This window comes from Egbenema bharatensis FJBBOT/2019 (assembly GCF_048077055.1).
In the GTDB taxonomy this organism is placed as follows: Bacteria; Cyanobacteriota; Cyanobacteriia; order Elainellales; family Elainellaceae; genus Egbenema; species Egbenema bharatensis.
In genome coordinates, this window is record NZ_CP182236.1 from 2637503 (window position 1) to 2664294 (window position 26792).

Consider the following 26792-nt stretch of genomic DNA (forward strand, 5'->3'; position numbering starts at 1 on the left):
AGGGGATAGTCTTCTTCAATTCATCAAAAGCCGAATAAACGACGAAATACTAATGCTTCAATTTCTAATCCAGTAATGATCCATTCAATCCCTAACGCCAACTGCAACACCCCCAGCACAAAACCAAAGATTCGCAGGGTGATGGGTCTGAGGAATGTCAAAATCGGTCGGGCTGCCAGCATACCCACGAGATTTAGCAGCATCACCAGCACCAACACGCCCAAAACCACCAGCGAATTAAAGCCAATTTCCTGGGAGATCAACATCAACACCAGGGCGATCGCAATGCCAAAGGGCGGCAGAATGGTGGGAAAGGTGAGGGGCGCAACAACCAGATCGAGAGAAGGGGGAGAGGACTCTTCAGGCAGCGGGAGCCGCTGGTACTGGATCATCACCATGTTGAGTGCGACCAGAAATAGGAGAATTCCCCCCGCAATCAGTAATGCAGGTAGACGAATCTGCCAAACGCGCACCATGTTTTGCCCGATCAGTGCCACTACCAAAATGACGATCGTTGCCAGAGCCGCACTACGAAAGGCTAACTGTCGGCGCAATAAAGGGTCTGCCTTTTGAGTCAATTGCACAAAAGATGGAATGACTTTGAGCGGTCCCAGGGTGACAAAGAAAACGATAAATAGATTAAATATCCCCAGTGGGGCATCGATTGGCGTACGGGCAATGCGATCGGCAATGCGTTGCTTGGGTAAAATAACGGGTTCAGAGGCAGGGGGGATAGGGGCAGTGGGGTCAGGAGCTTGAGCGATCGGGGAGGAGGTCAAACCTTCTGAAGCATAGCATTGCTGGGTATCAGTAGCGATCGAACATGCAACGGCATCGATTTGAGCAGTGGCTAGATTGGGGAAAGGTAGGTGCAGGGAACACGTTAAAAGGAAAACAGCGAGTACACTAATTCCTCGTCGCGCTAACTTGGATCGACAAAAATTGCCGCACAACACTGAATTATAAAACGATCGCCAGAAAATCGCTAGACGAGACATATTTGTGAATTGAAATAAGTCTTTTATAAACATACTCATTGCACCTGATTTGAAAAATTCTAGGCAGCCGCCTACTTTCTGGGTTGCGATCGATTGGTATAATGGAGTACAAGCGTTCGGTTAGAAACATGACTGCAACCTTTCCCTCCCAAGTGAAAACGGGTTTACCGCCCCTCAGCTATGACCTGATCCATTGGCGGCAGGCAACCTGGCAAGAGTACGTTGCTTTGCGTGATGACCCTACACAAGAGCGGGTAAAATTGGCGTTTAATCAAGGACGGCTGTGGGTAGCGATGGGCGGAGAAGGAATTAATCATGCGGGTGTAAGCGATTTACTAACAATGATGTTTGGTTTCTGGGCGGCTCAACATCCAGAACAACTCTTCACCTCTCTGGGGCGATGCCTGTTGGAGAAGCCCGAAACCCAGGCGTGCGCTCCTGACCTGGTGCTATACCTTGGTGCAGATTATCCCCAGTGGCAACCCGGAGAGCCGCGCCGAATTGACTTGACCCAATCCCGTGTGCCTGATCTGGTGGGAGAAATTTCAGACACTACACTGACAAATGATTTGGATGAACAAAAGCATCTCTATGCCTCGCTGGGCATTCCTGAATATTGGGTGGTAGATGTGCGCGGGCAGCGGGTATTTGCATTTCTGTTACAGGAGAATGGAGAATATAAAATTTGTGAGGAATCACGATCGCTGGCAGGATTGCCGATCGCATTGATGGAAGAAACGCTACAACGATTAGGTGAGGGCACAAATACGAGTGCGGCTGCCTGGTTTGCTCAACAGATTGCCCAGTAAATTACCCAGCAAATTTCTTAGGAATGCGAATTTAATCATCTGAAATTCTTGTGGGGTGGGCATCTTGCCCGCCCAGTCAATGAGGCAGAATTACTGCACAGGTTATTTAATCCATGATCCTTGGCAAGAAAATTGGCGTAGTCATGGAAACACCTGCTTGAAATCCCGTTTCATACTGACGATATGCCCACCGTTTAGCTTCGGAACTTCTTCTAATGCTTCTCGCAGGGGACTGAGGTGAAAATCCCGATCGTAGGCATATTCGCGTTCTGCGTCATCGTGGTGCAGCAACAGTGCCAGCCGTGCCCCCGTTCCTGCTGCTGTGTATTGCAGCATTGCCAGATCCCCATCGGAATTACCAAAGGCCAGAAGCGGACGGCGACCAATGTGCAACTCGATATTCACTACTTTTTCAGCTCGATCGTCAAAACTGTTCAGTTCAGGTTGTTTTACCAAAACAGGCTTGCCATCTTGCCATTCCAGTTTTGTTTTGCCGCTACTGCCAATCACCTGTTCTGGCGGAATACCATAGATCGATTCAGCCACGGTTCGTACCACTCCATTGCCACCCCCCGTGACAATAAACGTCTTAAAGCCATTCGATCGCAAATACTCCAGCAGTTCTCGTTGTGATTGGTAAACGCATTCTCGAAATAAACGTTGAAAGCGAGGGTGCATTGCTGAATCAAACCAGGATTGGGCGATCGCCCGAAATTCCTCGATTGCCATACCCGTATGGGTGGCAAAGACCAGCGTTACCAGCTCTTGTTTGCCAAAGGTGGCAAGGGTGGTTTTGTCATTTTCCAGGACGGCTTTGAAGGGCTGTTGTGCTGCCAGCTCTGGTTGTGCGGCGGCGATCGTTTTAACGCGATCGAGTAGGAAAAATCCCTGAACAAAGTTCGGCTGTTCACACCAGAGCGTACCATCGTTATCAAAGGTGGCAATTCGTTCAGAGGGGGGTACGTAATCGGGACTTCCTTCGGTCGTGACTCGCTGCACAAAATCCAGAATGGCATCCCTGGTTGCTCCCTCGTTCCAGGAAGGGAGGGGAGCGATCGCCGCTGCAACAGAATTTGAACTCATCATGACTCTTACTTCGGAAAGTGACCTGAATTAATCTGCTTTGTGAGATTGGTTAGCCTTTCTGGCGAAAGCTATCATTTCTCAACGGGTACGGCATCCGGTAGGGTGTAGCTGCCATTCAGCACTGACTCACCAGGACGATAGACGCGCATCAGGAAATTCCAGCCCTCGGTCACATCCAGACGATTTGGAACGTCACCGCAGGCTTCTTTAGAACCGAAGTGGACTGTAAAAGTACCGCCATTGTTGAACGTCGCGTTGAACTGATTCAGCAGGTTGTTAGTGCTCTTCATATAGCCATCAGCACCATAGACCGTAATCGACCAGAAGCCAGCATTTTCAGGCACGGTGTAAGTCGCCCTATGGCAGCGATCGGCGGGTAGCTTGCCGTTGTAGTTGATGTAAACCGCATCTTTGTTAGGAAACAGTCCCCATCCTCCAGCACAAGCGAACTGGCGTGTCTGCTCGTTGACCGTTCCCCGCGGCCCCATCCAGTCATCAGGAAATCTGTCGTACTTAGCAAATTCTGCGTTGAATTGTTCTTTGAGTGCGTCAAGCGACTTTGTATCCCACTTTGGCTCTGGGAAGGGATCTGCGCTCGCCGCCGTGATCACAAACTGGTCTTGCAGGCTGTTCACCAGGGCAATGTCCGATGGATCATCGGGGTGGTGCAAATGAATGCGGACAATGAGACAGAGATACTTTGTATCCTGGGGCAGTTGATGGGTGCCCGACTCATAAATCACGCCAGGTGCATAGTGGTCGTTGTCCACCATCAGCACAGAGAAATATCGACCTTTCGGCATTTGGGGCACCGTGAGGGTTGCCCCTTTGGATGTGTCAACCAATGCCGTAGAGTACAGCGTGTCTTTGTTCATCCGCACTACGTTTTGCTGGTCGAGAGGTGTCAGGTTGCGGAAGTGGAGCCAGCGGTTTACACCACCCGCTGCTGCGAGACCACTTGCAAAAGCCCGATCGGTTTCAGCACGGCAGTAGTTCTCTGGCGTGACGATCGTGCCGGATACTTTTTGATCTGGTGTATTCATCATTTTTCCTCCTTTACCCGCTGCATGGGCGGTAGTTTCCATGGGCCGTTGAGTGCTTCTTCTTTGGGCCAATACAGGCGCACCGTGACCCAAAATGGACCCGTCGGTGCAGGCAACCAATTTGATTCCTTATCCGTTCCGGGAGAGTCGTTTTGGATGTAAAGCGTGATTCCCTGATCGTCATCTCGTTTCAGTTGGGGCAGCATCGGGGAATTGATCAGATAGCGATCGATCGGGTTGGCAACCAGCAAACTCGCGGGCAGTTCATAGATCGTGATCGACCAGAAGGCATGGGCAGGGGGAAGCTGATCCGGCTCAAACCGCACTCTGTAGCGATGGGCACCGTTGAGTCTCTGTCCCTCAGAGTCCAGGTAATATGAGGGGTAGAGTGCTTCCTCTTTTGAGTTGCCGTAAATTCCCAGGGCAGCGGATGTCATGCGGAAGAGGTAATTGTTCTGCAAAAATTCGCGGGTGCCAAAGCCATCGGCAGCCGTGAGCTTGCCTGTATCAACATTTGCCTTCTTGTTCTCGCCAAACGCCGCCCAAGCATCAGCGATGCCGTCCTCTAATGCTTGCTGGAGTTCGGGTGAGAGCGAATTAACATCAAACGGTTCATCCACACCAATACCGATCGTTGCAAAACGCGCCATCAACTCCTGCTCAGAGGGATGGGTGGGGCAGAACTGGAGAACAAAATTCAGGATGTTGAAAAAATCAAGCGAGGTGCGCTGCTGATCGGCAGGGAGTGGCTTCAGGAAATCGATCGCGGATGCGGCTCCGGGACCAGGCGCACCCAGAAACTCAGAAAGCCTCTGAACCTGATAGCCCGTCTGGATCTGCTTAACGTTTTCAATATCCTCTGGATTGAAAAGCTGCGTCCGGTAGAGGACAAAAACAAATTCTGTTTCAGAGCGAATGACTGACTGAATACCTTCCGGTTTCTCGCCCTGCCAGCCCGGACCCGCCAGCAGAAAGCGACCGCCATTATTGCCCGTTGCACGACTGCCGACATAGGCAAAATTGTATGTGTACATGTCAATGAATTGCAGCGAGTAGTAACGCCCTGCCTCGATCGCAGGCACAGTCAGCACGATCGGCTCTGCGCGTAGATCGGCACCCACATAGGAATAGGGCGTATCCGAATTAGGAGTCTGGATCGCCTTATCGTTCGGTGTGTATACCCGCGCATTGTTGAAGATGGTGTTCCAGGGTGCCTTGAACTCCAAACCGTCGCGATCGACGAAGTATGAATATTGAATGCGGTAATTATCGACCAGTGGGAAACCGTAGATATAGGCTTCTTTAGCGATCGATCGGGCTTCGGCAAGTGTTACAGGCTGTTGTACTTGCATTTCTTCACCTTTATGCTGCAAATGGTCAAGTGATCGGTGCGAGGTGCAATCCTGTGGCAGGCTGCGATCGCTCTACAATAAATTCAGTGCAGGACGCGAGGGCATATGGTACTCCTTAATGATTTAACGCAACGGCTGCAAATTGATGACCCAGAAGAACGGCGATCGATCAGCAATGTCAGTTGGGCGCAGTATGAAGCCTTGCTGGCTGATCTGGAAGATACCTCTCACTATCGGGTGAGCTATTTAGATGGAGTGTTGGAAATTGTGTCTCCCAGTCGTCGGCATGAAAGTGGAAAAACTCAGATCGGAACATTCCTCGAAATCTATTTCCTGGAAACCGATACTGAATACTTCCCCACAGGCTCCACGACCCTTCGCAAAGAGGAGCAACAGGCAGGTACAGAACCCGATGAAAGCTACTGCATTGGCACTGACAAAGAGTTTCCCGATCTGGCAATCGAAGTCGTCGTGACCAGCGGCGGCATCAATCGGTTGGAACTCTATCGACGGTTGGGAGTGCGTGAAGTATGGTTCTGGCAAAACAATCAGTTTTCGATGTATCACCTGCGTGAAGAAGCCCCTGCTCAGTTCGCTCAGACCTTTGGTTATGAAGCAATCAGCCACAGTGAAATCCTCCCTGATTTAGATATGAATTTGCTGGCTGCCGGTGTGCGTAATCCCAATCCGCTAGCGGCAGCCAAGGAATTTCGGCAAGGTGTACGAGAGCAGCGATCGTAGGAACTCGCTACGCTGGTTAGTGATCGATCGCGTGTTCATTCAGGAAGCAATCTCAGCGATATCGCAGTGTTATGACGAGTTCAGTTGTAGTTACTGCCGCGCTAAATAAATTCGCATCTGATCCGCGTGGTCTTCCACCGATTCTCCAGTCACATCCACCAGGGCTTTATGCACCTTCCCCGTGAACTTAAACGGGGGCTGGTAGTCGGGCATCGTCGGAGAGCCCGGATCGGAACCGACCGCAACCCCGGCTGACCATCCAAGGGCGATCGGAGTGGTGACAGGCAGGTGCTCTTCACCGACTGGCTGCCCATCCACCAGCAGCGTCACCTTGGCGGGTGTGCCCTTGCCGTTGGGAATATCTGCTGGCCCTGTCGGCTCAAATTGCACGCTAAAAATGTGATGACCACTGGGTAAAGGCTGAGTTGCTTTGACTCGGTAGTAGGTGTCTGCGACGTAGTTGTAGCCGTAGATCAACAGTCCATTTTGCACGTAGAAGGAGAAGCCGCCATCGTTGCCCCCCATGCTGAAGAGAACCCCTTCCGCCCCTGCCTCTGGAATCGTAGCCTCCACTGAAACCGAATGGGCACGGTTCACGACTCTGGGGGATGCGTTGGGCGGAACAACCTGAGCACCAGGGTAGAAGGTGTACTGTTGGCGATCGGCGGCAATCTGAGGGCGTTCTTCCAGACCTCGTGTCGTTACCCGACCGTCGATGGGCATCACATTGTATTTACCCGCCTCTACATACCACATGCCAATCATGGCAATCAGTCTTTCGCGCTCCTGCGCTGCGAGATTGTTGGTTTCAGAAAAGTCCTCGTCTACGTTGTACAACTCCCAACCCTGAGCATCTAGCTGAATCAGTTGCTCATAGGAGATCGGTGCGCCCAGAGGATGATTCGCCTCCGCAAATGATGTACCCGGCCAGGGGCACACGGCTCGCCAACCATTGTGGTAGATCGATCGGTGTCCCAGCATTTCAAAGTATTGGGTAAGGTGTTTGCTAGGGGCATGGGAGTCGTTGAACGCATGGGCTAGACTGATGCCTTGAATGGGCGATTGAGTGACCCCTTTGATCGTGGTGGGTGGCTCGATGCCCAGCGCTTCTAATACCGTAGGCACCAGATCGATCGCATGGGCGTACTGAGGGCGAAGCTCCCCTTTTGCCTCGATCCCAGCGGGCCAGGTGATAATAAGCGGATCGCTGATGCCACCCCGGTAGGTCTCTCGCTTCCAACGTCGGAAGGGCGTATTGCCGGCATGAGTCCAACCCCAGGGGTAGTGGTTAAAGTATTTGGGGCCGCCAATGTCGTCGATCGCCGCCAGGTTTTGAGCGGGGTTCTCAGGCACATTGTTGAAAAACTTGACTTCATTGATCGAGCCGGTAGGACCACCCTCGGCACTGGCCCCATTATCTGAAATCAGCATGATCAGCGTGTTTTCATACTCGCCCAGTTCCTTGAGGAATTGAATCAACTCCCCGATGTAGTGATCCGTGTGTTCTAAAAAGCCTGCAAACACCTCCATCATGCGAGCATAAAGTTTGCGCTCGTCTGCTGACAGAGCATTCCAATCCGGTACATCGGGGTCATGGCGAGACAAGACGGTATTTTGAGGAATGATGCCCAACTCCTTCTGGCGGGCAAACACCTTTTCCCGGTAGGCATCCCAGCCATCATCAAACTGACCTTTGTACTTATCTGCCCATTCTTTGGGAACGTGGTGCGGCGCGTGCATGGCACCCGTGCAGAAGTACATGAAGAACGGCTTATTCGGCGCGACCTGTTTTGCATCGGCAATCATCGCCTTTGCTTTTTCCACCAGGTCTGGGGTGAGGTGATAGCCTTCCTCTGGCGTTGTCTCTGGTTCAACCTGGGTATTGTCCCGCACCAGTTCAGGATAGTACTGATGGCTATCGCCGCCTAAAAAGCCGTAGTATCGCTCGAAGCCCCGTCCCAATGGCCAGCGATCGTAGGGACCCGCCGCGCTGGATTGTTCGGCTGGGGTCAGGTGCCATTTGCCGATCGCGTAGGTGTTGTACCCCTGCTGAAGCAGAATTTCTGAGAGAAACCCATTCTCAAAGGGAATGTAACCGTTATATCCGGGATAGCCGGTTGACCCTTCGGTAATGCAAGCTAACCCGTTCGAGTGATGATTTCGTCCCGTGAGGATGCAGGAACGGGAGGGGGAGCAAAGTGCGGTCGTGTGCATATTGTTGTAGCGCAGACCATCGGCGGCAAGGGCATCGATATTGGGGGTATTGATCGGGCTACCATAGCAGCCAAGCTGACCAAAGCCTACGTCGTCCAGCACGATAAACAGTACATTGGGCGCACCATCCTTCGATCGTTTGGGTTCGGGCCATGCGGGGGTAGATACATCCGTTGTGCGTCCGACCACGCCTGGAAAGCTAGCTCCCGCTTTGTATTCGTTCAGTGGCATTATTCTTTTCTCCTGGTGAAATGTTTATTGGCGTGCCATTGCAACTTTCAGGCGTTGCTCTGGAGTGATCATGTGGTTATGGTCATCCTCGCCCAAATCGATTTGAACCCAGTTGATCTTGCCGTTGAAGTGACTGCTCTTGGCGGTGTAGTCAGGGCTGACCTGAGTCCCCGTTTCACGACCGACATCGGTGGTTTCATCGGCTGAAAAAATAATCCCGTGGGTTTGCTCAACCCGACAGGCACCGACCTTTTCTCCGTCGTAGAAGAGAGTTGCGTTGCCACCCTTGCCAAGACCACCGCCATCGTAGGCAAACTCGACGCGCACCTGATGTTTGCCGGATGGAAGGGGGCGATCGGCTTCGATCGTGTAATGATGAATGCCCAGAACGTTGTAAACAAACTTGGCTTTGCCATCTTTGGCGTATACGCTCCAGCCCCCAAATTTACCACCCTGGGCAATAATTACGCCCTCGGTTTGTTCTTCAGCCGCAACGATTTCGGCGGTGACAGAAAACGACTTGTTCTTGACATTGACCACGCTGTTTTCAGACAGCCTGCCCATGCCGCCGAACAGCAATTGCGAGTTACCGCGAATGAGCATGGGACGACCTGCGATTTCTGGATTGACTCGTTCCGCACCCCGGTCATCCAGCGGCAGCACATTGTATTTCGCGGCTTCAATCAGGAACTGGCGCTGCAATTCTTGCAATTTCTCCGGCATTTGCTGAGAGAGGTCGTGGCACTGGGTCCAGTCTTTGCTGCCGTCGTATAGCTCCCACACATCGTCGTCAAGCGGGGCAACGGCACCAGTCAATTCCCAGGGGATTCGGTGTTTGGTGACCGCACTCCATCCCTTGTAGTAAATGCCCCGATTGCCCACCATCTCGAAGTACTGGACATCGTGACGTTCAGGCGCATCCGCATCGTTAAAGCTGTAAACCATGCTGGTGCCCTCATAGGGGCTTTGCAGCACGCCGTTCACCATCGTTGGCTCAGGAATGCCAGCCATCTCTAGCACCGTTGGCGCGACATCAATCACATGGCAAAACTGATGGCGAAGCCCTCCCTTTTCCTGAATGGCCCTGGGATAGTGAACGATCGTGCCGTTGCGAGTGCCGCCCCAGTGGGAAGCCACCTGCTTTGTCCACTGGTAGGGCGTATCCATTGCCCAGGCCCAGCCTACAGCGTAGTGGTTATAGGATTCAGTCCCACCAAACTCATCCAGCTTTGACAGCATAAACTCTGGCGTTTCCAGATCTCCCATACTGTTAAAGCAGGTTATTTCGTTGAATGCACCCTGAAGCGTCCCTTCCGCCGACGCACCGTTGTCGCCAATAATCACGTAAATCAGGGTGTCTTCCAGCAGCTCCAAATCCTCCAACGACTGGACGATTCGCCCCACCTGATAATCGGTGTGCTCCAGGAACGCGGCATAGACCTCCATCTGCCGTTCCAACACGGGTTTGAGTTGCGGGTCCATGTCATCCCAGGCGGGAATCTCGTCATGGCGGGGCGTGAGGTCAGCATCGGCTGCAATCACACCCAGTTCTTTCTGCTTGGCAAAGGTGATCTCGCGCTGTCTGTCCCAGCCGTGGGCAAATTTGCCTTTGTACTTGTCGATCCACTCCTGGGGAGCATGGTGAGGCGCGTGGGTGGCACCAGGGGCAAAGTACATGAAGAAGGGCTTGTCTGGCACCAGGGCTCGTTGCTGATTGATCCAGGCGATCGCCCGATCTGCCAAATCTTCGGTGAGGTGATAGCCCTCCTCTGGCGTTTTAGGTGGCTCGATCGGGGTGGTGCCTTCATACAGAGCCGGGTCCCACTGATTATTCTCACCGCCAATAAAGCCATAGAAGTACTCAAACCCACCGCCACCTGTGGGCCAGGCATCAAACGGCCCCATCGGCGACGTTTGCCAAACCGGAACTTCATGGCACTTGCCAAGCTGTGCAGTTGAGTAGCCATTCAGCTTTAAGGTGAGTGCCAAAGGGGCTTTGTTGTTGGGACGAACGGAACTGTAGCCCGGAGCCGCTGTCGCGCTTTCAGTGATCATTCCCATGCCAACCGAGTGATGATTGCGTCCGGTGAGCAATGCCTGCCGGGTGGGAGCACACAGAGCGGTGGTGTGGAAGCGGGTGTATTTCAGCCCTGATGCTGCCAGTTTCTCGAAGGTTGGCGTGTGGCAGGAACCCCCAAACACACTCGACGCTCCAAAGCCCACATCATCCAGCAGGACAATCAGAACATTGGGCGCACCAGCGGGTGGACGGATATCCCGAATCGGGGGATAGTGTGTGTCTGGATGTTTGGCATCGTAGGTGGTTAAGCCGATGTACGGCTGATCTGGAATCGGCAGAATTTGACGTTGAAAACCATTGCTTTGAGACATTGCATTTCCTCAGATGAATGTGTAAATAGCGTATTCAACCCGTTTAAATCACGGTTGAAATCACGCTCGTCGAACAATTAAACGAAAGCCTAAATGGCACGTACTGGTATCGATCGGCTGTGCCATCCGCGCGGCGGGACGATACCGCTGACAGTAGCTGGGCGCACACAAAAACGAACCACCTTTAATCACCTTGCGGGGAATTTTGCTCTCCGGCATTTGGGAGTCATAGCTGTTTTCCGGCTCTCCGCCACGGGGATTAGTCGTTGTGCAGCAAGGGCTTTTTTTAATCTGCCGATGTTCCTGATACCAATCCGTTGTCCATTCCCAAACGTTGCCAATCATGTCGTAGAGTCCGTAGCCGTTGGCGGGGAATACGCCGATGGGAGAGGTGCGATCGTAGCCATCGGTACACAGGTTTTCAAACGGAAACTCACCCTGCCAGGTGTTTGCCATTTGTTTCCCCTTTGGGTAAAAGTCATCCCCCCAGGCAAAGTCCGCCCCCTCCAGCCCTCCTCGCGCCGCAAACTCCCACTCTGCTTCGGTGGGAAGCTCTTTGCCAATCCACCTGGCGTAGGCTTCCACATCTTCGTAAGCCAGATGCACCACCGGATGCTGTTCCCGTCCTTTAATCGAACTGCCTTTACCTTCGGGATGTCGCCAGTTGGCACCGGGCACGTAGCTCCACCAGTTGTAATGATTGTCTTTGCTGACGGGGCGATCGGGTTTAACAAAGACAGTGGAGGACGGTTGCAGCAGTTCTGGCTTCGCACCGGGATAATGATCAGGATTGGCAGGACGTTCGGCAAAGGTGACATAACCTGTGGCTTTGACAAACTTTTGAAACTGGGCATTGGTTACCAGAAATTTATCCATCCAGAAGCCATCGACTGCAACCCGATGAGCGGGGGCTTCCTCCGGGTAGTGATGATCTGATCCCATTAAAAACTTACCACCCGAAATCCAGATCATGTCTTTAGCTGGCGGACGACCCGGCACGCTGGTAGGAATCAATTTTGTGGGCAAAATAGATTGAGTCATAGATTTTTTCGACCAGGAATTAACAATAGAGAAACAATGCTTTATGGTACTTGTAACGCCATATTCCAGGTTAAATAACCGATCGTCAGCGCACCCGACTCCAGTACATAAATTGTGATAGCAGGTGACACAGACAGGTGAGGTAGATTTAACGCAGCAATGAACAACGCCAGTGCCGCACTGTGGGTCGCAGTTGTGGCAGCCAACGTCGTGCGAGTAGACGCTTCCCTGCCTCCCAGAAAATGCCCGACCCAGAGTGAAATTAAAACTAACAACCCAATCACAAGGAGAGGAAAAATACCAATTTGCAAAATTGCGTCTAACTGTTGTGCTAAGAACCAGATCATTAGGATGAAAAATAATACGTTTGCTGTCTGAGTCATTGGTGTTTCTAAGTTGTCTGCTAAGGCTGACCAGCAGTATCGCAACGTTATGCCGAGCATCAGCGGTAAGAATTGGGCGATCGCCAGTTGTTGAACTACGGTAATTGGTGGAATCTGCGCCTCAGGCGGAAAGAATTCTTGCAAAATGGCGATCGTCAGTGGCACGGTAAGCACTGCCAACAGAGAAACCGTTGCCTGCAATGCAAGCGCATAGGGATGCGATCGGTTGAAGCAGGGTAAATGAAAGGTCAACGTACCCGGAGTAATCGCGACTAAGATCAGCCCTACTTTAACTTCCGGCGATAGCCGAAAACCCATGACCATCATGACCACCAGCATCGGTACAACAACGACGATCGCCAAGATCGAACGATTGAGCAGTCCGGGTCTTTGCCATAGCAAGAGAACTTGTTCTAACCGCAGCGTTATCCCTAAAGACAACATGAGTGAGAACAATGTTAACTTGATCAAATTAATACAGGGTAATGGAATTGAGTCGTCCATAGCTTGCACTGCTAGTTGTACAGGTTGCACAACTAGAGATAATGTTAGGAATGACTAGAGAAATCGCAGTGGAAAGTTGCTTTGAATCATCAATCAGCACCTGGATGATTCAGTTGATTTAATCCAATAGTGCCATATGCGATCGGTTAAAGTTTGAAGTTAAGCGACTGGGCTGAGAAGTTAGGCAAAAGATAAGGATTTTTGCTAATTCATCCCTTCTGCTGGAAAGCATCTTGCAGGATCGTAGTAACCCAGATCGCATCTGACTCTGATAGCGGCGGTAGAGCAGGTTGGATATAGTCAATCGCTAGATAGTACTACCGCCCTCGCTCATACACTCTCTGCACAATAGATTGTAAGTCTAAGATACTTAGAGAATTTAGTGACTTAACAGGCTTACTTTTAGGAATAGACAAGAATACCTTGAGCTGGGAGCAGCCTGCTCACCTCTACAGAGTTGGAGTGACCAATGCTGCCGATCGAGGCTTAGATATGTGAGCTAATTTCGGATGTGCCGTGCAGGTAAAGCATCTTACTTTAAACAGTAAATTAGCAAATCAAATTGTTGATCAAATCGAGAGTGACCACATTGTAATCGTTTGTCAAGATACCGATGCTCAAGTCATTGAAACGATCGCCGAACAAATCAGTTGGGGACAGCGAGTTAGAGGCATCGTCAGAGAATCAAATCTACTGGATTGGTATGAGCGTTGCCTGCGGGGAAAATTCTCAAATCATTTAGCTACTCCTCTACTCCAGAAGCTTGCTGACAGTTTCAACGTAGAATTTCCGCAAGCTGCAACCTTGGCAGATTTTTTAGAAGAGAGAGGCTATACCGTTTTACCACTTGAAAAACGTTGGTACTCGGAAACAGACAGGACTCTAATAAAAGACTCTAATAAAAGATTCAAACTAAGTGGACTCTAATTGCTCTGGGGAACCTCGAAAAATTGTTTCAGGAGCGTCTTAAATTGAGACTACTATGAGATCATAACATTAGGTTAGAACGGAGCAGGGAACAATGAGCCAAACTGGAGTTTGGGAGTGGGAAAAACGTCAGAGCAAATTGAACCAGAAAAAAGATTTACTGATGAGGCTCGATCAAATTATTCCCTGGCAGGAGTTCCGCCCGACTCTAGAGAAAATTCATAATAAACCTCGCAAGAGCAACGCGGGTCGTAAAGCAATGGATGTCGTCGTCATGTTTAAGTTGTTGGTGCTGCAACAGTTGTACAACATTAGCGACGAAGAATTAGAGTATCAGGTGAGCGACCGACTATCGTTCATGCAATTCATGGGCTTTGGCTTAGCCGATGAAGTTCCCGATGCCACAACGGTATGGCTGTTTCGCAAACAACTGAGTGAACAAGGATTGATTGAAGCAGTGTTTGAGCAGTTTGATGGCTATCTCGTTGAGCAAGGCTATGCAGCTAAAGGTGGACAAATCGTCGATGCGACGCTGATTCCCGTCCCCAAACAACACAACAGCGACAAAGAAAACGAGCAGATCAAGCAGGGCAAGACCCCCCAACAGTGGCAAGATCAACCGCATCGCCGCGCTCAAAAAGACACCGATGCGCGCTGGACGAAAAGGGGGATAAGAGTTACTTCGGCTATAAAGACCACATTGGCATCGATGCAGCGTACGGTTTGATTCGTCGTTATGCGGTTACAGATGCCTCAGTGCATGACTCTCAAGTGTTAGGAGCATTACTCGATGAAGACAACCAGAGTGATGAAATTTGGGCAGACAGTGCTTATCGCAGTGCTGCCATTGAGGAGACTTTAGAACTAATGGGCTTTGAGAGCCAAATTCATGAACGGGCTTATCGCAATCGTCCCCTCAGTGAGGCGCAAAAGCAATCCAATCGTGACAAATCCAAAACTCGTGCCAGAGTCGAGCATGTGTTTGGTCGGTGGACGATGCAGATGGGAGGCAAGCTCATCCGTTCGATTGGTCTAGTGAGAGCGAAGGCAACGCTAGGGTTGAAAAACTTGACCTACAACTTTGTACGCTACACGTTTTTACAGACTCAATGTCCTTGCTGAGGCAGAAAATTGAAGCGTAGGGGTGCATTGGAGTGTTCTGTTGGCTGCATGGAATGAAGAATTGATTGCATGACTATCAGCACAACGTTGTTCTTTGTCTCATTTGAGACCCAATCTTACCTCAAAATGAATTAATCGAGGTTCCCTCTGGATTGTCGGCACTTAAAAATTAAATCTCACTTGGGTACGTTACTCCCCCTGCTTCCAGCAAAAGGACGGGACTGCAAACCAAATCAAAGGTTTGGGAGTAAAACGTTTGCCCAACCAATTTCCTGACTGACACATTCTCCCTAGAATCCTGCGGAACAGTCTGCACCTACTGTGTATCGCTTTATAGAGAGAACCAAGACCTCACTGAGGTTATGGGAACCAGTGATCCTCAGACAGGATGCTGGCTCATATCGTTGTTAATACATTTTTTTCTATATTTGAGTGTGTTTTGAGATGTGGACTCCCCCCCAAACCCTGCCCCTGTATGAAACTCAGTATGAGAAGTTTGTTTACCAGCCTTTTTCGTGTCTTCCAGTTACGGATCCCCTGCAATTGGACTTTACTGATTTAAAAGTGTTTGAATCTGTTCAGGATCAGTATCAACGGTGGGGAATTCGCTTTGAAGGGGCGATCGCCCTCCGTCCATCTAATCCCGCTTTTCAGATTGAACCGGAGACGATCGTTCTTGTCCCAGAAGTGGGTTGCTCGAACATTGCAGTTCAGTTTGAGCAGTTACGAAAATGGGTGGGAGCGGTCGTAACGGCTACTCAACGAGTCAAATTAACCCTGTTAAACCGTGAAAATGAGCCGATCGCAGAACAGTGGGCCGGAACAGTGCAGTATGTCCAAGGACGGCAAACAACCCATGAGTTCTTTCCTCAACACTCTATGGAACTGATCCAAGACAATATTGCCAGGGTCGAGTTTAGCTCTGAGGCACCATTTATTCTTCATAGCTTTTTTTGTGCCTGATAGATAGGTTTGGCTGAATTGATTTTTTTACGTGAATTGCTGTGAGATCACCCTAACGGAGGATGGAAGAAAGCCAGGAGCTATATATCTTGAGATATACCTGATATACCTAAGCAGTTTGTTCGCCCGGTAGGAAACTATCGGGTTTTTTATCGGTTTTTTATACGATCGGTTTCGTCCCAACTCAAGACGTAACCGTACAGAGGATGGTATCCAACAGGGTGGTTAAAGCTTTAGCTGCCACGATAGGTGCTGTAAGCCCAGGGGGAAACAAGCAGAGGAACATGGTAATGCGCCTGGGTATCTGCAATCCCAAACTGCAGGGGAATGCGATCGAGAAAGGCTGGCTCATCGGTTTTGACCGCTTGCTGAATAAAGTATGCACCTACGCTAAAGACCAGTTCATACACTCCCACCTGCATTTCTGCTTCAGACAATACAGGAACATCGGTGCGGCCATCTGCATTCGTATGAATGGTTTTCAGCAACGTTTTTTCACCTGTTTGAGCTTGAACAGACCATAATTCAATGGTCATATTTGCAGCGGGACAACCCTGAGCGGTGTCTAATACATGTGTTGTCAATTTGCCTGCCATCGGTGCAACTTCACTCCTCAAACCTCAATCCCATTAATCCTATCGCATCATTATTCTGCTCCCAATGCCTTTTCACCAGGGCTAACCCACCCGCCTGGAACAAAGCAAAACCCCTGAACACCGTCACAGTATCCAGGAGTCTAAGGCGTGGAAGTGCCACAGAAAGGAAACGGAATTAAGATTTCCCTGGAGGGGGAGCTGCGTGAACCAAGTCAGGCTTGTCGGTGGTGGGAGGGCGTTTAACCTTTTGTGTGGCATCGGGATGGGGTTTTGACTCTAACTGTCCGATCGCCACAGGTTTGCCAGTTTCGATCGACTCATACAAAGCGCGAATAATCCGAACATCGTTTAAGCCTTCAGTGCCAGAAGGTTCTGGATCTTCATCCTTCAGAATGCAGTTTGAGAAGTAGGTAAATTCTGCTGCTAGCTGATCCCCAGACTCAAAGGTCTGTTCTTCCGATTCACCCTCTACCGTTAGGGTATGGGTCAGGGAACCTTGCCAGGTATAGGCAGGCTCAACCTTCAAATCGCCCTTTGTGCCAAGGATTTGATACGTCGAGGTTGGCGCGGCCCCAAAGCTACAGGTAAAAGTAGCAAGCCGTTCTTCAGGAAAGCGAAGAATGACACTGGTCATTTCTTCTACTTCAGCGAAGCGCGGCTCTCCGTTGTTGGCACTCATCGCAAATAATTCGATCGGTTCATCCTGAAAGAGATAGCGAGCGGCATTGATGCAATAGATCCCAATATCATCAAGGGTGCCTCCTCCCACTTCCTTCCGCAGGCGAATATTTCCTTCCTTCACTTGCTGTGTAAATACAGAATTGAAGATCCGAGGTTCGCCAATTTGTCCCGATCGCACCGTTTCGATCGCCTGAAGATTTGCCTCTTCCAGGTGTAAACGATAGGCAATCATTAGTTTAATACCGTTATCATTTGCTGCTTTGATCATGGTTTCACACTCCTCTTCCGTGATCGCCATTGGCTTTTCACACAACACATGAATACCCTGATTCGCAGCTTTCACCGTAAATTCACAGTGTAAATGATTGGGTAAGGCAATATAAACGGCATCAATATCACCCCTGGTCAAACAATCTTCGTATTCCTCATAGGAATAGGTCTGCTCGATATCATAGGTTTTACCAAGCTGTTTTCGCTTTTCCGCATCATCTGAAACCAGGGCAACAAGTTCTGAATTTTCAGCATGGGCAAAGGCCGGGAGGGCTGCCTCTTGAGCGAACCAACCCAAACCCACTACTGCATAACGAATCGTAGCTTGCTCTTTGGATTGATCCTGGGTTGAAGCTGGAGAAGCTTTAGATTTGGACGATTTAGATTTGGATGATTTATTCGATGATTTAGCCATTGGGTCACCCGTAGTTAGGAATAGACAGCAGACAAGCTTGCACATTCTGTTAACCAATGTGCAACTAAAGGAAGATGGAAGTTAATGGAGAAAAAACAGGATGAAGCTGTAATGATTCAGTCTAAAGGACTGGCGATCGTTTCTCTTCCTGCCAGGGATGGAAGATGCGAATTCAAGCATTACGGGAAAAGGTATACCTTAAAACACAAGGATTGTTAGCATTTCAACACGATCAGCGAATGTCTTGGAACTCAATCCATGCAATTCAATTTAATTTTCGATTGTCCTGACTGTAGGAGGAGGAAATCGGACGGGATAACTTCTTAGAATGAAACCATACCTTGCACTTTTTCAATAAATTTGCCGTTATCGTTTTGCAGTAAAGCTATGAGCACATTGCCGATCGAAGAACTCAAAAATTTGGTGGAACAAGCTAAATCGCCTTGTATCTCGCTGTACATGCCGACCTATCAAGCAGGTTCTGAAGTGCAGCAAAATCCAATTCGGTTTAAGAACCTCATCCGACAGGCAGAATCTTTGTTGCAGGAGCAGCATGGGTTGCGGCAGTCCGATGTGAAAGAATTACTACAGCCTGCTTTAGCACTGGATAAAAATGATTTTTGGCAACATCAAAATTCAGGATTAGCAATTTTTGTTTCAGAAAACTTTTTCCGTTATTACTGTTTGCCCCTGTCGTTCGAAGAGTTGGTTATTGCAGGGGATCGGTTTCACTTCAAACCCCTGATGCCGTTGCTAACAGGGGATGGCACATTTTATCTTTTAGCCCTGAGCCAAAAGCAAATTCGCTTCTTTGAGGGCACTCGCCATAGCATCCATGAGATTGAGTTGGAAGATATACCGACCAACATGGAGGATGCATTAATGTACGACGAAACGGCGAAAGAAGGTCAGTTTCGTTTGAGTAGTCCTAGAGGAAGTACAGGCAACTCCTTCCGATATTCCGGTAGCTTCCACGGGCAGGGCAGTCCAGATCAGGATAACCCTCAGGAAGACTTGCTTCAGTTTTTCCATATTGTCGATCGCGGCTTACAGAAATACTTGCACGACGAAAAGGCACCGCTGCTACTGGCAGGTGTGGAATACCTTCTCCCCATTTATCAGGAAGCAAACACCTATGCCAACTTGATGGCAGAAATTATTCCGATCGAGAATATTGGCGTGATCAAGCCAGAAGACTTGCTGGAACCTGCCTGGTCTCAGGTAGAACCTTACTACACCCAATCCAGACAGGCGGCGATCGAGCATTATCACGAACTCGCAGGCACCGGCCAAACTTCAACGGATTTGAAGGAAACGATCGTAGCGGCTTACTACGGACGGATTGATCAATTGTTTGTTTCAGTTGATACCCAGAAGTGGGGCAATTTTGATCCCCAAGCCAATCAGTTAGATCTTCACGCAGAGGCAGAACCCGGTGATGACGATCTGCTGAATGAGGCTGCCCTGCAAACGTTGCTGACGGGGGAACAGTCTACGCCGTTGAAGCAGACAAAGTACCGGAACAGGCACCTTTAGCAGCGGTCTTCCGGTATTAAAACCATATCCGAAAATCCGTCAGGGGTTTTGGATGCCAAAGCCAGATGCAGTACACTCTCAGTTGAGGAAATCCATATGTCAGACACAAGCGTGATCAATGTCAATTCCCAAACTTCCCCAACCGGAAAAATGGGACAGAAATATTTGGCTTCCGGTATTAAGGTTTCAATGCGGCTATGGGAAAATGAACAACCCGGTGAACCCAAACCAGAATCGCAGCGAGATTATGAAACGATCGGCTATGTGATTCAGGGGCGGGCTGAACTCCACCTGGAGGGACAAAAGGTTTTACTCGAACCGGGAAGTTCCTGGGTCGTTCCAGAGGGAGCCAGCCATACCTATAGAATTCTGGAACCGTTTACTGCAGTTGAAGCCACCTGTCCTCCGGCTGAAGTACATGGTCGGGATGAGGATGCAGTATAACTCGATCGAAAAATCTGGTTTGAGAATTAGATTTAAGGGGCAAATTGCTTTGCCCCTTTTTACATTTGCGATTTTACGTTTGTGATCGACTTTGTCTGAACAATCGACTGAACAGTTGCCTGAACAGTTGCCTGAACAGTTGGCTAAACGAACGGGTGGTTAATCGACACCCACTTCGATCGTTGATTCCACTTCCAGACGACCTTCATCCGTAATCGTCCAAATATCGTAGGCTCCCACGACATCCCCTTCATCATTGAAGTCTACGCTGCCGCTGGCCCCCTCATAGTTAATGGTTTGTCCATCCCGCACCAGAGCCAGTGCTTCACAAATATCCGTGACCTCCTGTCCTGGAGGATTGGCCACTTCACGAATTTGATCTCTCAACGCAGAGCCGGTGCCGTTCTGAGCGGCCTCTGCAGCCAATAGCAAGACTGCTGCCGCATCCCATGTATTGGGATCAAACACGTTGGGATCGCGGTTAAAGCGGGAGGTATAGACTTGCTTGAAGGCATCCAGTCCGGGGCCACCCGCACTCGGAGCAGTGCCAATTACCCCTGCCACAATGTATTCTCCATCAGGCGACTGCCCCACCAATTCCCCCAGTTCATCCGTCTTCATCCCATCCGTCAAGATGATTTGCGTATCCCCATCCAGCAAACCCTGTTCGTAGGCCGATCGCAGAATCAAACTTCCCGTTTCTGGGTAAGCCACCAACACCACAGCATCTGGATTACCGCTGAAAGCTGCACTCAACTCTGAATCAAACGTGGTTGCATTTTCAGCATAGAGTGTCGGGTTCGCTTCGTTGGTGACAGTGCCACCATTTTCAGTGAAGGCCGTCGTAAAGGCTTGAACCAGCCCATTACCGTAGTCGTTGTTGATGGCCATCACCGCAACATTCTCAAATCCGCGATCGTTGGCCAGTTGAGCCAGGGCATCTCCCTGAAAGGTATCGGGTGGAGCCGTCCGGAACCAAAAACCATTAAAGTCGCCTTCCTTCGCCCGCTCGGTGAACTCTGGACTGGTGCTAGAAGGAGAAATCTGCACCACTTGATTTCGGACTGCAATATCAACGGCGGCACTGGACACCGCACTTCCCGCCGCTCCAATCACCCCTGCCACTTGATCCACTTCAGCCAGCTTCGTCATCCCAGACGCTCCAGCCGCTGGATCGGTCTGATCATCTTCTGGAACAAGCTGCACCGATTGTCCCAATACGCCATCGCAGGCATTTGCGGTTTCAATCAATAGCTGAGCTGTGTCTTGCATGGTGGTGCCGAACTGGGCTAGATCTCCAGTGATCGGCAACAACGAACCCAATTTGAGCGCGTCACCGGTTGCACGACTGGCGGTTTCAGTTCCCGTCTCCGCCGGAGTTTCCGTTGTGGTTTGAGTGCCCGTGCCGCAGGCAGCCGCCAGTAAAAGCAGGGCAACCATCCCACCCCGTCCTGCTACTTGAGTTAGGGTTTTTGTCCAATGGACATGAGGTCGCTCTGAACGAGATGTAACCGGTGACAAATCCGCCTTAGATTTAGATTTAGAGTGATTCATACCTAAAACACCTTGAAAATGAGATTGAAAGTTACTAAGACCGCTCCAACCCCTCCTGCGTCTTACCAGCTCCCCCAGGAGTCTTATAGGCTTAAAACTTCGTTGCGTTTTGAGCCATCCGTTCAATAATAAGCACTCGAACCCTTATCATACTTCACCTGCATCGACTCGCTTCAATCATTTACCAGAGTGCTCAAACTCTTTAAACCCAAGGGATCGCCCGCTGATTTAGCATCCCTAATCTCCGGTTTTGCTGGAACTAATCCAGCGATCGAGCATCTGCCTGAATGAGGAAAATATTACAAAATATTGCGGATCGCCTAAGAGTGTGAACTCAATGCCGGAAAATATTTGCGGAAGATGACTGAGTTTAAGACCGTCCAAGCAGAGCTGGTAGCCATTATCGTGTTGCCAGATTGTTTGTAAAGGTCAAAGTTGGCTGAAACCAGGAGTTGGCTGAAAATGGCAATCAGACCAGCAGACTGCGGCCTCCTCTCAGGCTTGGTCATTCAGTGGTGAACGCCAGTTTAATCATCTCTGGTTATATTTTGCTTTTCGGAGGAATCCATCAATGAGTGTTGTCACGAAATCAATCGTGAATGCTGATGCTGAGGCTCGCTACTTGAGCCCTGGCGAATTGGATCAAATTCGTAGCTTCGTCACTTCGGGTGAGCGTCGTCTGCGGATTGCTCAAGTCTTGACTGATTCTCGTGAGCGGATCGTCAAGCAAGCTGGTGATCAGCTCTTCCAGAAGCGTCCTGACGTTGTTTCTCCCGGTGGTAATGCCTACGGTGAAGAAATGACTGCAACTTGCCTGCGTGACCTCGATTACTACCTGCGTCTGATCACCTACGGTGTGGTATCCGGCGATGTGACTCCTATCGAAGAGATCGGTATCGTTGGCGTACGTGAGATGTACAAGTCTCTGGGCACCCCAATTGATGCTGTGGCAGAAGGTGTTCGTGCCATGAAGAACGTGGCAGTGTCGCTGATGTCTGGCGAAGACGCTGCTGAAGCAGGTTCTTACTTCGACTATGTCATCGGTGCAATGAGCTAATTGAGGACTGAGTGCTGAGGACTGAGTGCTGAGTTTAAACCACTCGCTTCACTCAAACCTTGGGACAAAGAATTCAGAACTTCTATAACCTCCTAGCCTGATAGACAATCACGAGACTTAAGGAAACGAAATCATGCAAGACGCAATTACTTCTGTTATCAACTCTGCTGACGTTCAGGGCAAATACCTGGATGTTGCTGCTCTGGAAAAGCTGAAGAGCTATTTCTCCAGCGGTGAACTGCGGGTTCGGGCTGCAACGACTATCAGTGCCAACGCTTCTCAAATCGTGAAAGAAGCAGTTGCAAAGTCCCTGCTCTACTCTGACATCACTCGTCCGGGTGGAAACATGTACACGACTCGTCGCTATGCTGCCTGCATCCGCGACCTCGACTACTACCTCCGCTACGGCACCTACGCTATGCTGGCTGGCGATCCTTCCATTCTGGATGAGCGCGTTCTCAACGGTTTGAAGGAAACCTACAACTCCCTGGGTGTGCCCATCTCTGCTACGGTGCAAGCAATTCAGGCGATGAAAGAAGTCACCGCTAGCCTGGTAGGCGCAGATGCTGGTAAGGAAATGGGTGTTTACCTCGACTATATTTCCTCTGGCTTGAGCTAACCCGTGTACTGAGTGCTGAGGACTGAGTGCTGAGGACTGAGTTGAATCAGACCAAGTTGCTCAAGCTCAAAGCTCATGATTTTACAGGTCTGGGAAGTCCAGAGTGAGTGTTAGATGGTTGGTGGCGGCTTTATACAGTTGGCTATGACGATCTAAGATTGACTCTAGACTCCCAGACTTACCGTAAGTGGATCTGTACGCAGTCGATTTGTACGGCGATTCATTACCCGAATTTTAGTTAAACCCCAATTCAACAAGAACTTTCCAGTTACACAGGAGGGCGATCGACCTATGAGAATGTTCAAAGTCACAGCCTGCGTGCCCAGCCAAACCCGGATTCGCACTCAGCGAGAGCTTCAAAATACTTACTTTACTAAGCTGGTTCCTTACGAAAACTGGTTCAAGGAGCAGCAACGGATTCAGAAAATGGGCGGCACGATCGTTAAGGTTGAGCTGGCGACGGGCAAGCCTGGTACGAACGCAGGTCTGGCATAGACGAAACCAATCCGTTTGTGAACTGAATATTCAGATGAGGTTTACGAGGTTTAGAGATTCGGACAGTGCAGTGGGGATATTGCACGGTTGAATCCTTAAACCTGGTAAACCTCTTAGTTTGAGGATTTTTGAAACTGACCGCTTCAATTGAATCGACTTGCGCTACTGTTATGGGGCAATCTTGATACGGGAATCACGTGGCTGTCCGTAACGTTTTCAAGTTTTTTAATCTTTCCACTCAGGACTGGGCCCTGGAAGCGCGCTTACTACACTGGATCACATTTTTGTGGTTGTTTGTGGGGTTGGCGGTTTTGTTCTCTGCTTCCTATGCGATCGCTGAAGCCAGTCTGGGAGACGGATTACACTACTTTAAGATTCAGATCCTCTGGATTTGCTTAGGATTAATTGGCTTTAATTTACTCGTTCACTCCCCGCTGCGCTACGTTTTGGGGTTAGCGAACTGGATCACGCTGATTATTCTGGGGTTGGTGATCATGACGTTGCTACCCGGCATGGGAACAACGGTAAACGGAGCCACCCGCTGGCTGGTGATTGGCCCGATCGGCATTCAGCCTTCGGAACTGATCAAACCCTTTTTAGTGCTGCAAAGTGCCCGGATTTTTGGCCGCTGGGAAAATTTGACCTGGACAACGCGCCTCTCCTGGATTGGGATTTTTGTCCTGACCCTGGTGGCAATCCTGCTTCAGCCCAACCTCAGTACGGCAGCTTTATGCGGCATGATGCTCTGGTCGATCGCCGTGGCGGCAGGATTACCCTTTTCCTACCTGTTCACTGCTGCGGGAACGGGGGTAATGGCAGCGGTGGTTAGCGTCAGCATTAAAACCTATCAGCGCCGACGGTTGATCTCCTTCCTCAATCCCTGGGCCGATCCGCGGCAGGACGGCTATCAGCTGATTCAAAGCCTGTTGGCGATCGGTTCTGGCGGGTTTCTGGGAACCGGCTTTGGACTTTCCCAACAAAAGCTGTTCTACTTGCCGATTCAATATACAGACTTCATTTTTGCCGTTTTCGCTGAAGAATTTGGATTCGTCGGCTGCATTTTATTGATGGCTCTGCTGGCAACCTACGGCACGATCGCGCTGCGGGTGGCCATTAAGACGAAAAACCGGGTGCATCAACTGGTGGCGATCGGCGTGATGATCTTAATGGTGGGACAGTCCCTCCTCAATATCGGGGTGGCAACCGGAGCATTGCCGACCACGGGTTTGCCCTTCCCCCTATTTAGCTATGGCGGCAGTTCCATGATCGCCAGTCTCGCTTCGGCGGGGTTGATCATCCGCGTGGCCAGGGAGAATTGTGGGGCGGATGTGGTGAAGTTGAGGAGTGAGGGGTGAGGAGGAATTGATAGGCTGCATCAAATTTGTTTCGCTGAACCATCGAATATTCTGTCCACCTGGGAAGAGACAAAATCCCGATCGCAGGATTAAGCTAAGAGGACTGTGCATTTTTGTTGGTTCTCATCTTTTTGCTTAACCTTTCGCGTTTGTTTCTCCTATATTAGGTGTGGTGTATGCGGGTACTTTTGCTCTATCCTCGATTTCCTAAAACGTTCTGGTCGTTTGAGAAAATTCTGGAGTTGGTCGATCGCAAAGTTTTACTGCCGCCTCTGGGGTTGATTACCGTTGCGGCCATCTTGCCCCAAACCTGGGAATTTAAGCTGGTAGATCATAACGTGCGGGAGGTAACGGAGGCAGAGTGGGCGTGGGCCGATGTGGTGATTCTGTCGGCGATGATTGTTCAGAAGCAGGACATGCTGGCTCTGATCCGAGAAGGCAAGCGGCGAGGCAAACGGGTGGCAGTGGGTGGGCCCTACCCAACTTCGGTGCCGGAAGATGCCCTGGAGGCAGGGGCAGATTATTTGATTCTGGATGAGGGGGAAATTACCTTACCTCGGTTTGTGGAGGCGATCGAACGGGGAGCATTGCAGGGAACGTTCCGGGCAGATGGGGAAAAGCCGGATGTCACGGTCAGTCCTGTACCCCGGTATGATTTGCTGGAGCTGGATGCCTACGATTCCATGTCGGTGCAGTTTTCTCGCGGTTGTCCGTTTCAGTGTGAGTTCTGCGACATTATTGTGCTGTACGGTCGCAAACCCCGGACGAAAACGCCTGAGCAGTTAATTGCGGAACTCGATCGGCTGTACGAACTGGGCTGGCGACGGGCCGTGTTCATGGTGGATGATAACTTCATTGGCAATAAGCGCAATGTCAAACTGTTGCTGAAGGAGTTGAAGGGCTGGATGGCAGATCACCAGTATCCCTTCACCTTTAATACAGAAGCTTCGGTGGATCTGGCTCAAGATCCAGAACTGATGCAACTGATGACGGAATGTAACTTCAATGCGGTCTTTTTGGGCATTGAAACCCCCGATGCTGAAAGCCTGGCTTTAACGAAAAAGTTCCAGAACACGCGAAATTCCCTGGTGGAATCAGTGCAGATGATCAACAAGGCCGGACTGCGGGTGATGGCCGGATTCATCATTGGCTTTGATGGAGAAAAACAGGGAGCAGGCGATCGGATTATTGAATTTGTGGAGCAAACGGCAATTCCCACGGCGGTGTTTGGTATTCTGCAAGCCTTACCCCACACGGCCCTCTGGGAGCGGCTGGAAAAGAAGGGCGGTTACTGGGCAGCAAAACCGATGGCAATCAGATGGCGTTGATGAATTTTGTGCCGACGCGCCCAGTAGAAGACATTGCCAGGGAATATGTCCACGCCTTCTGCACCCTGTACGATCCCCATCGCTTCCTCGATCGCGTCTATCGCCACTTTTTACCCATGACTCCCCTCCCCGGTAAGGCTCCCTTTACGATGCCCAGCCTGGTTGAGTTGCGGGCGTTGGCGATCGTGATCTGGCGGCAGGGGGTGAAGCGCAGTACTCGCTGGAAGTTCTGGCGCAATTTGTTTAGCATCATCAAACACAATCCCGGCGTTTGGGATCATTACATCACCGTCTGCGCCCATGCCGAACACTTTATGGAATATCGGCAGATTGTCCGCGATCAGGTGGAAGCCCAACTGGCAGAATTTCAAACTCGGGAAGCAGTCCAGGAAACAAAAACTGCACCCGTTGCCCTTACATCTAGTTAAGATGGGCCTAGTAGACCTTGGCGTGAGTTTAGCTACCGTAGAGCGGGCATCCTGCCCGCGCAGGCTAGAAGCCTGCCCTACAGATGGTAGGCCTATTCAAGCCGCAGTGTACTAGTTAAAGTGGGTGGGCAATATCCACTACGAGATTTCTGGTAGGGAATGCCCACCTACGAGATTTCAGCTACTCGATCTCAGGCTGACGCATTTCA

Annotated in this window: 20 protein-coding genes and 3 pseudogenes; 12 read left to right on the forward strand and 11 right to left on the reverse strand. The window is 50.3% G+C overall.

Features of this window, described 5'->3' with window-relative positions; all coding sequences use genetic code 11:
* Positions 1–23 precede the first annotated feature (23 nt).
* Positions 24–998, reverse strand: coding sequence for a MarC family protein (locus tag ACM1PF_RS12210; protein WP_416674834.1), 975 nt, complete (start codon positions 996–998; stop codon positions 24–26).
* Between the two features lie 128 nt (positions 999–1126).
* On the opposite strand from ACM1PF_RS12210, the gene ACM1PF_RS12215 reads away from it, so the two are divergent.
* Positions 1127–1807: a Uma2 family endonuclease gene (locus ACM1PF_RS12215; RefSeq protein WP_416674836.1), complete on the forward strand. Its 681-nt coding sequence runs from the start codon at positions 1127–1129 to the stop codon at positions 1805–1807.
* A gap of 141 nt (positions 1808–1948) precedes the next feature.
* Here ACM1PF_RS12215 and ACM1PF_RS12220 read toward each other — a convergent pair whose 3' ends face one another.
* The 3 genes from ACM1PF_RS12220 to ACM1PF_RS12230 form a co-directional block, all read right to left on the reverse strand.
* On the reverse strand, positions 1949–2890 hold the full coding sequence (locus tag ACM1PF_RS12220; protein ID WP_416676636.1) for an HAD family hydrolase: 942 nt from the start codon (positions 2888–2890) through the stop codon (positions 1949–1951).
* A 74-nt stretch (positions 2891–2964) separates the two neighbouring features.
* The gene (locus tag ACM1PF_RS12225; protein WP_416674838.1) at positions 2965–3978 is read right to left on the reverse strand and encodes a DUF1254 domain-containing protein; all 1014 of its coding nucleotides are present in this window, start codon (positions 3976–3978) and stop codon (positions 2965–2967) included.
* Positions 3936–5288, reverse strand: a complete 1353-nt coding sequence (locus tag ACM1PF_RS12230) for a DUF1254 domain-containing protein (protein WP_416674840.1) — start codon at positions 5286–5288, stop codon at positions 3936–3938. Before ACM1PF_RS12230 ends, ACM1PF_RS12225 begins: the two co-directional genes overlap by 43 nt.
* A 105-nt stretch (positions 5289–5393) precedes the next feature.
* On the opposite strand from ACM1PF_RS12230, the gene ACM1PF_RS12235 reads away from it, so the two are divergent.
* A complete protein-coding gene (locus ACM1PF_RS12235) occupies positions 5394–6029 on the forward strand; it encodes a Uma2 family endonuclease (protein ID WP_416674842.1) in 636 nt (211 codons plus the stop codon).
* A 90-nt stretch (positions 6030–6119) separates the two neighbouring features.
* Here ACM1PF_RS12235 and ACM1PF_RS12240 read toward each other — a convergent pair whose 3' ends face one another.
* From ACM1PF_RS12240 to ACM1PF_RS12255, 4 genes are read right to left on the reverse strand one after another with little or no spacing between them, the layout of a single operon-like run.
* Positions 6120–8474, reverse strand: coding sequence for an arylsulfatase (locus ACM1PF_RS12240; RefSeq protein WP_416674844.1), 2355 nt, complete (start codon positions 8472–8474; stop codon positions 6120–6122).
* 24 nt (positions 8475–8498) lie between these two features.
* Positions 8499–10865: an arylsulfatase gene (locus tag ACM1PF_RS12245; protein WP_416674846.1), complete on the reverse strand. Its 2367-nt coding sequence runs from the start codon at positions 10863–10865 to the stop codon at positions 8499–8501.
* A gap of 60 nt (positions 10866–10925) precedes the next feature.
* Positions 10926–11906 (reverse strand): formylglycine-generating enzyme family protein, encoded by a 981-nt coding sequence (locus ACM1PF_RS12250; RefSeq protein ID WP_416674847.1) that lies wholly within the window; start codon positions 11904–11906, stop codon positions 10926–10928.
* Positions 11907–11947: 41 nt separating this feature from the next.
* Complete coding sequence (locus ACM1PF_RS12255; protein WP_416674849.1) at positions 11948–12793, reverse strand: hypothetical protein; 846 nt, start codon at positions 12791–12793, stop codon at positions 11948–11950.
* Positions 12794–13159: 366 nt separating this feature from the next.
* On the opposite strand from ACM1PF_RS12255, the pseudogene ACM1PF_RS12260 reads away from it, so the two are divergent.
* The 3 genes and pseudogenes from ACM1PF_RS12260 (at position 13160) to ACM1PF_RS12270 (ending at position 15805) form a co-directional block, all read left to right on the forward strand.
* Positions 13160–13720 (forward strand): annotated as a pseudogene (locus ACM1PF_RS12260) (HaeII family restriction endonuclease).
* A gap of 94 nt (positions 13721–13814) precedes the next feature.
* Positions 13815–14842 (forward strand): annotated as a pseudogene (locus tag ACM1PF_RS12265) (IS5 family transposase).
* A gap of 444 nt (positions 14843–15286) precedes the next feature.
* Positions 15287–15805, forward strand: a complete 519-nt coding sequence (locus ACM1PF_RS12270; RefSeq protein WP_416674851.1) for a hypothetical protein — start codon at positions 15287–15289, stop codon at positions 15803–15805.
* A gap of 233 nt (positions 15806–16038) precedes the next feature.
* Here ACM1PF_RS12270 and uraH read toward each other — a convergent pair whose 3' ends face one another.
* Both uraH and ACM1PF_RS12280 read right to left on the reverse strand, forming a co-directional pair.
* On the reverse strand, positions 16039–16401 hold the full coding sequence (uraH, locus tag ACM1PF_RS12275; RefSeq protein ID WP_416674853.1) for a hydroxyisourate hydrolase: 363 nt from the start codon (positions 16399–16401) through the stop codon (positions 16039–16041).
* Positions 16402–16576: 175 nt separating this feature from the next.
* Positions 16577–17767 (reverse strand): Gfo/Idh/MocA family oxidoreductase, encoded by a 1191-nt coding sequence (locus ACM1PF_RS12280; RefSeq protein ID WP_416674855.1) that lies wholly within the window; start codon positions 17765–17767, stop codon positions 16577–16579.
* 387 nt (positions 17768–18154) lie between these two features.
* On the opposite strand from ACM1PF_RS12280, the gene ACM1PF_RS12285 reads away from it, so the two are divergent.
* Both ACM1PF_RS12285 and ACM1PF_RS12290 read left to right on the forward strand, forming a co-directional pair.
* Positions 18155–19303: a baeRF3 domain-containing protein gene (locus tag ACM1PF_RS12285; protein ID WP_416674857.1), complete on the forward strand. Its 1149-nt coding sequence runs from the start codon at positions 18155–18157 to the stop codon at positions 19301–19303.
* 96 nt (positions 19304–19399) lie between these two features.
* The gene (locus tag ACM1PF_RS12290; RefSeq protein ID WP_416674859.1) at positions 19400–19747 is read left to right on the forward strand and encodes a cupin domain-containing protein; all 348 of its coding nucleotides are present in this window, start codon (positions 19400–19402) and stop codon (positions 19745–19747) included.
* A gap of 159 nt (positions 19748–19906) precedes the next feature.
* On the opposite strand, the gene ACM1PF_RS12295 is transcribed toward ACM1PF_RS12290, so the two are convergent.
* Positions 19907–21301, reverse strand: a complete 1395-nt coding sequence (locus ACM1PF_RS12295) for an ABC transporter substrate-binding protein (protein WP_416674860.1) — start codon at positions 21299–21301, stop codon at positions 19907–19909.
* Positions 21302–21872: 571 nt separating this feature from the next.
* On the opposite strand from ACM1PF_RS12295, the gene apcA reads away from it, so the two are divergent.
* The 5 genes and pseudogenes from apcA to ACM1PF_RS12320 all read left to right on the forward strand — a co-directional run bounded on the left by apcA (position 21873) and on the right by ACM1PF_RS12320 (position 26583).
* Entirely contained in the window at positions 21873–22358 is a 486-nt protein-coding gene (apcA, locus tag ACM1PF_RS12300) for an allophycocyanin subunit alpha (RefSeq protein ID WP_106170825.1), read from the forward strand.
* Positions 22359–22491: 133 nt separating this feature from the next.
* A complete protein-coding gene (gene apcB / locus ACM1PF_RS12305; protein ID WP_416674862.1) occupies positions 22492–22977 on the forward strand; it encodes an allophycocyanin subunit beta in 486 nt (161 codons plus the stop codon).
* A gap of 291 nt (positions 22978–23268) precedes the next feature.
* On the forward strand, positions 23269–23472 hold the full coding sequence (locus ACM1PF_RS12310; RefSeq protein WP_416674863.1) for a phycobilisome linker polypeptide: 204 nt from the start codon (positions 23269–23271) through the stop codon (positions 23470–23472).
* A gap of 197 nt (positions 23473–23669) precedes the next feature.
* Positions 23670–24827 carry an FtsW/RodA/SpoVE family cell cycle protein gene (locus ACM1PF_RS12315; RefSeq protein WP_416674865.1) on the forward strand — a complete coding sequence of 386 codons (1158 nt, stop codon included), beginning with the start codon at positions 23670–23672 and terminating at the stop codon, positions 24825–24827.
* Between the two features lie 176 nt (positions 24828–25003).
* Positions 25004–26583: pseudogene (locus ACM1PF_RS12320) on the forward strand (B12-binding domain-containing radical SAM protein).
* Positions 26584–26792 lie beyond the last annotated feature (209 nt).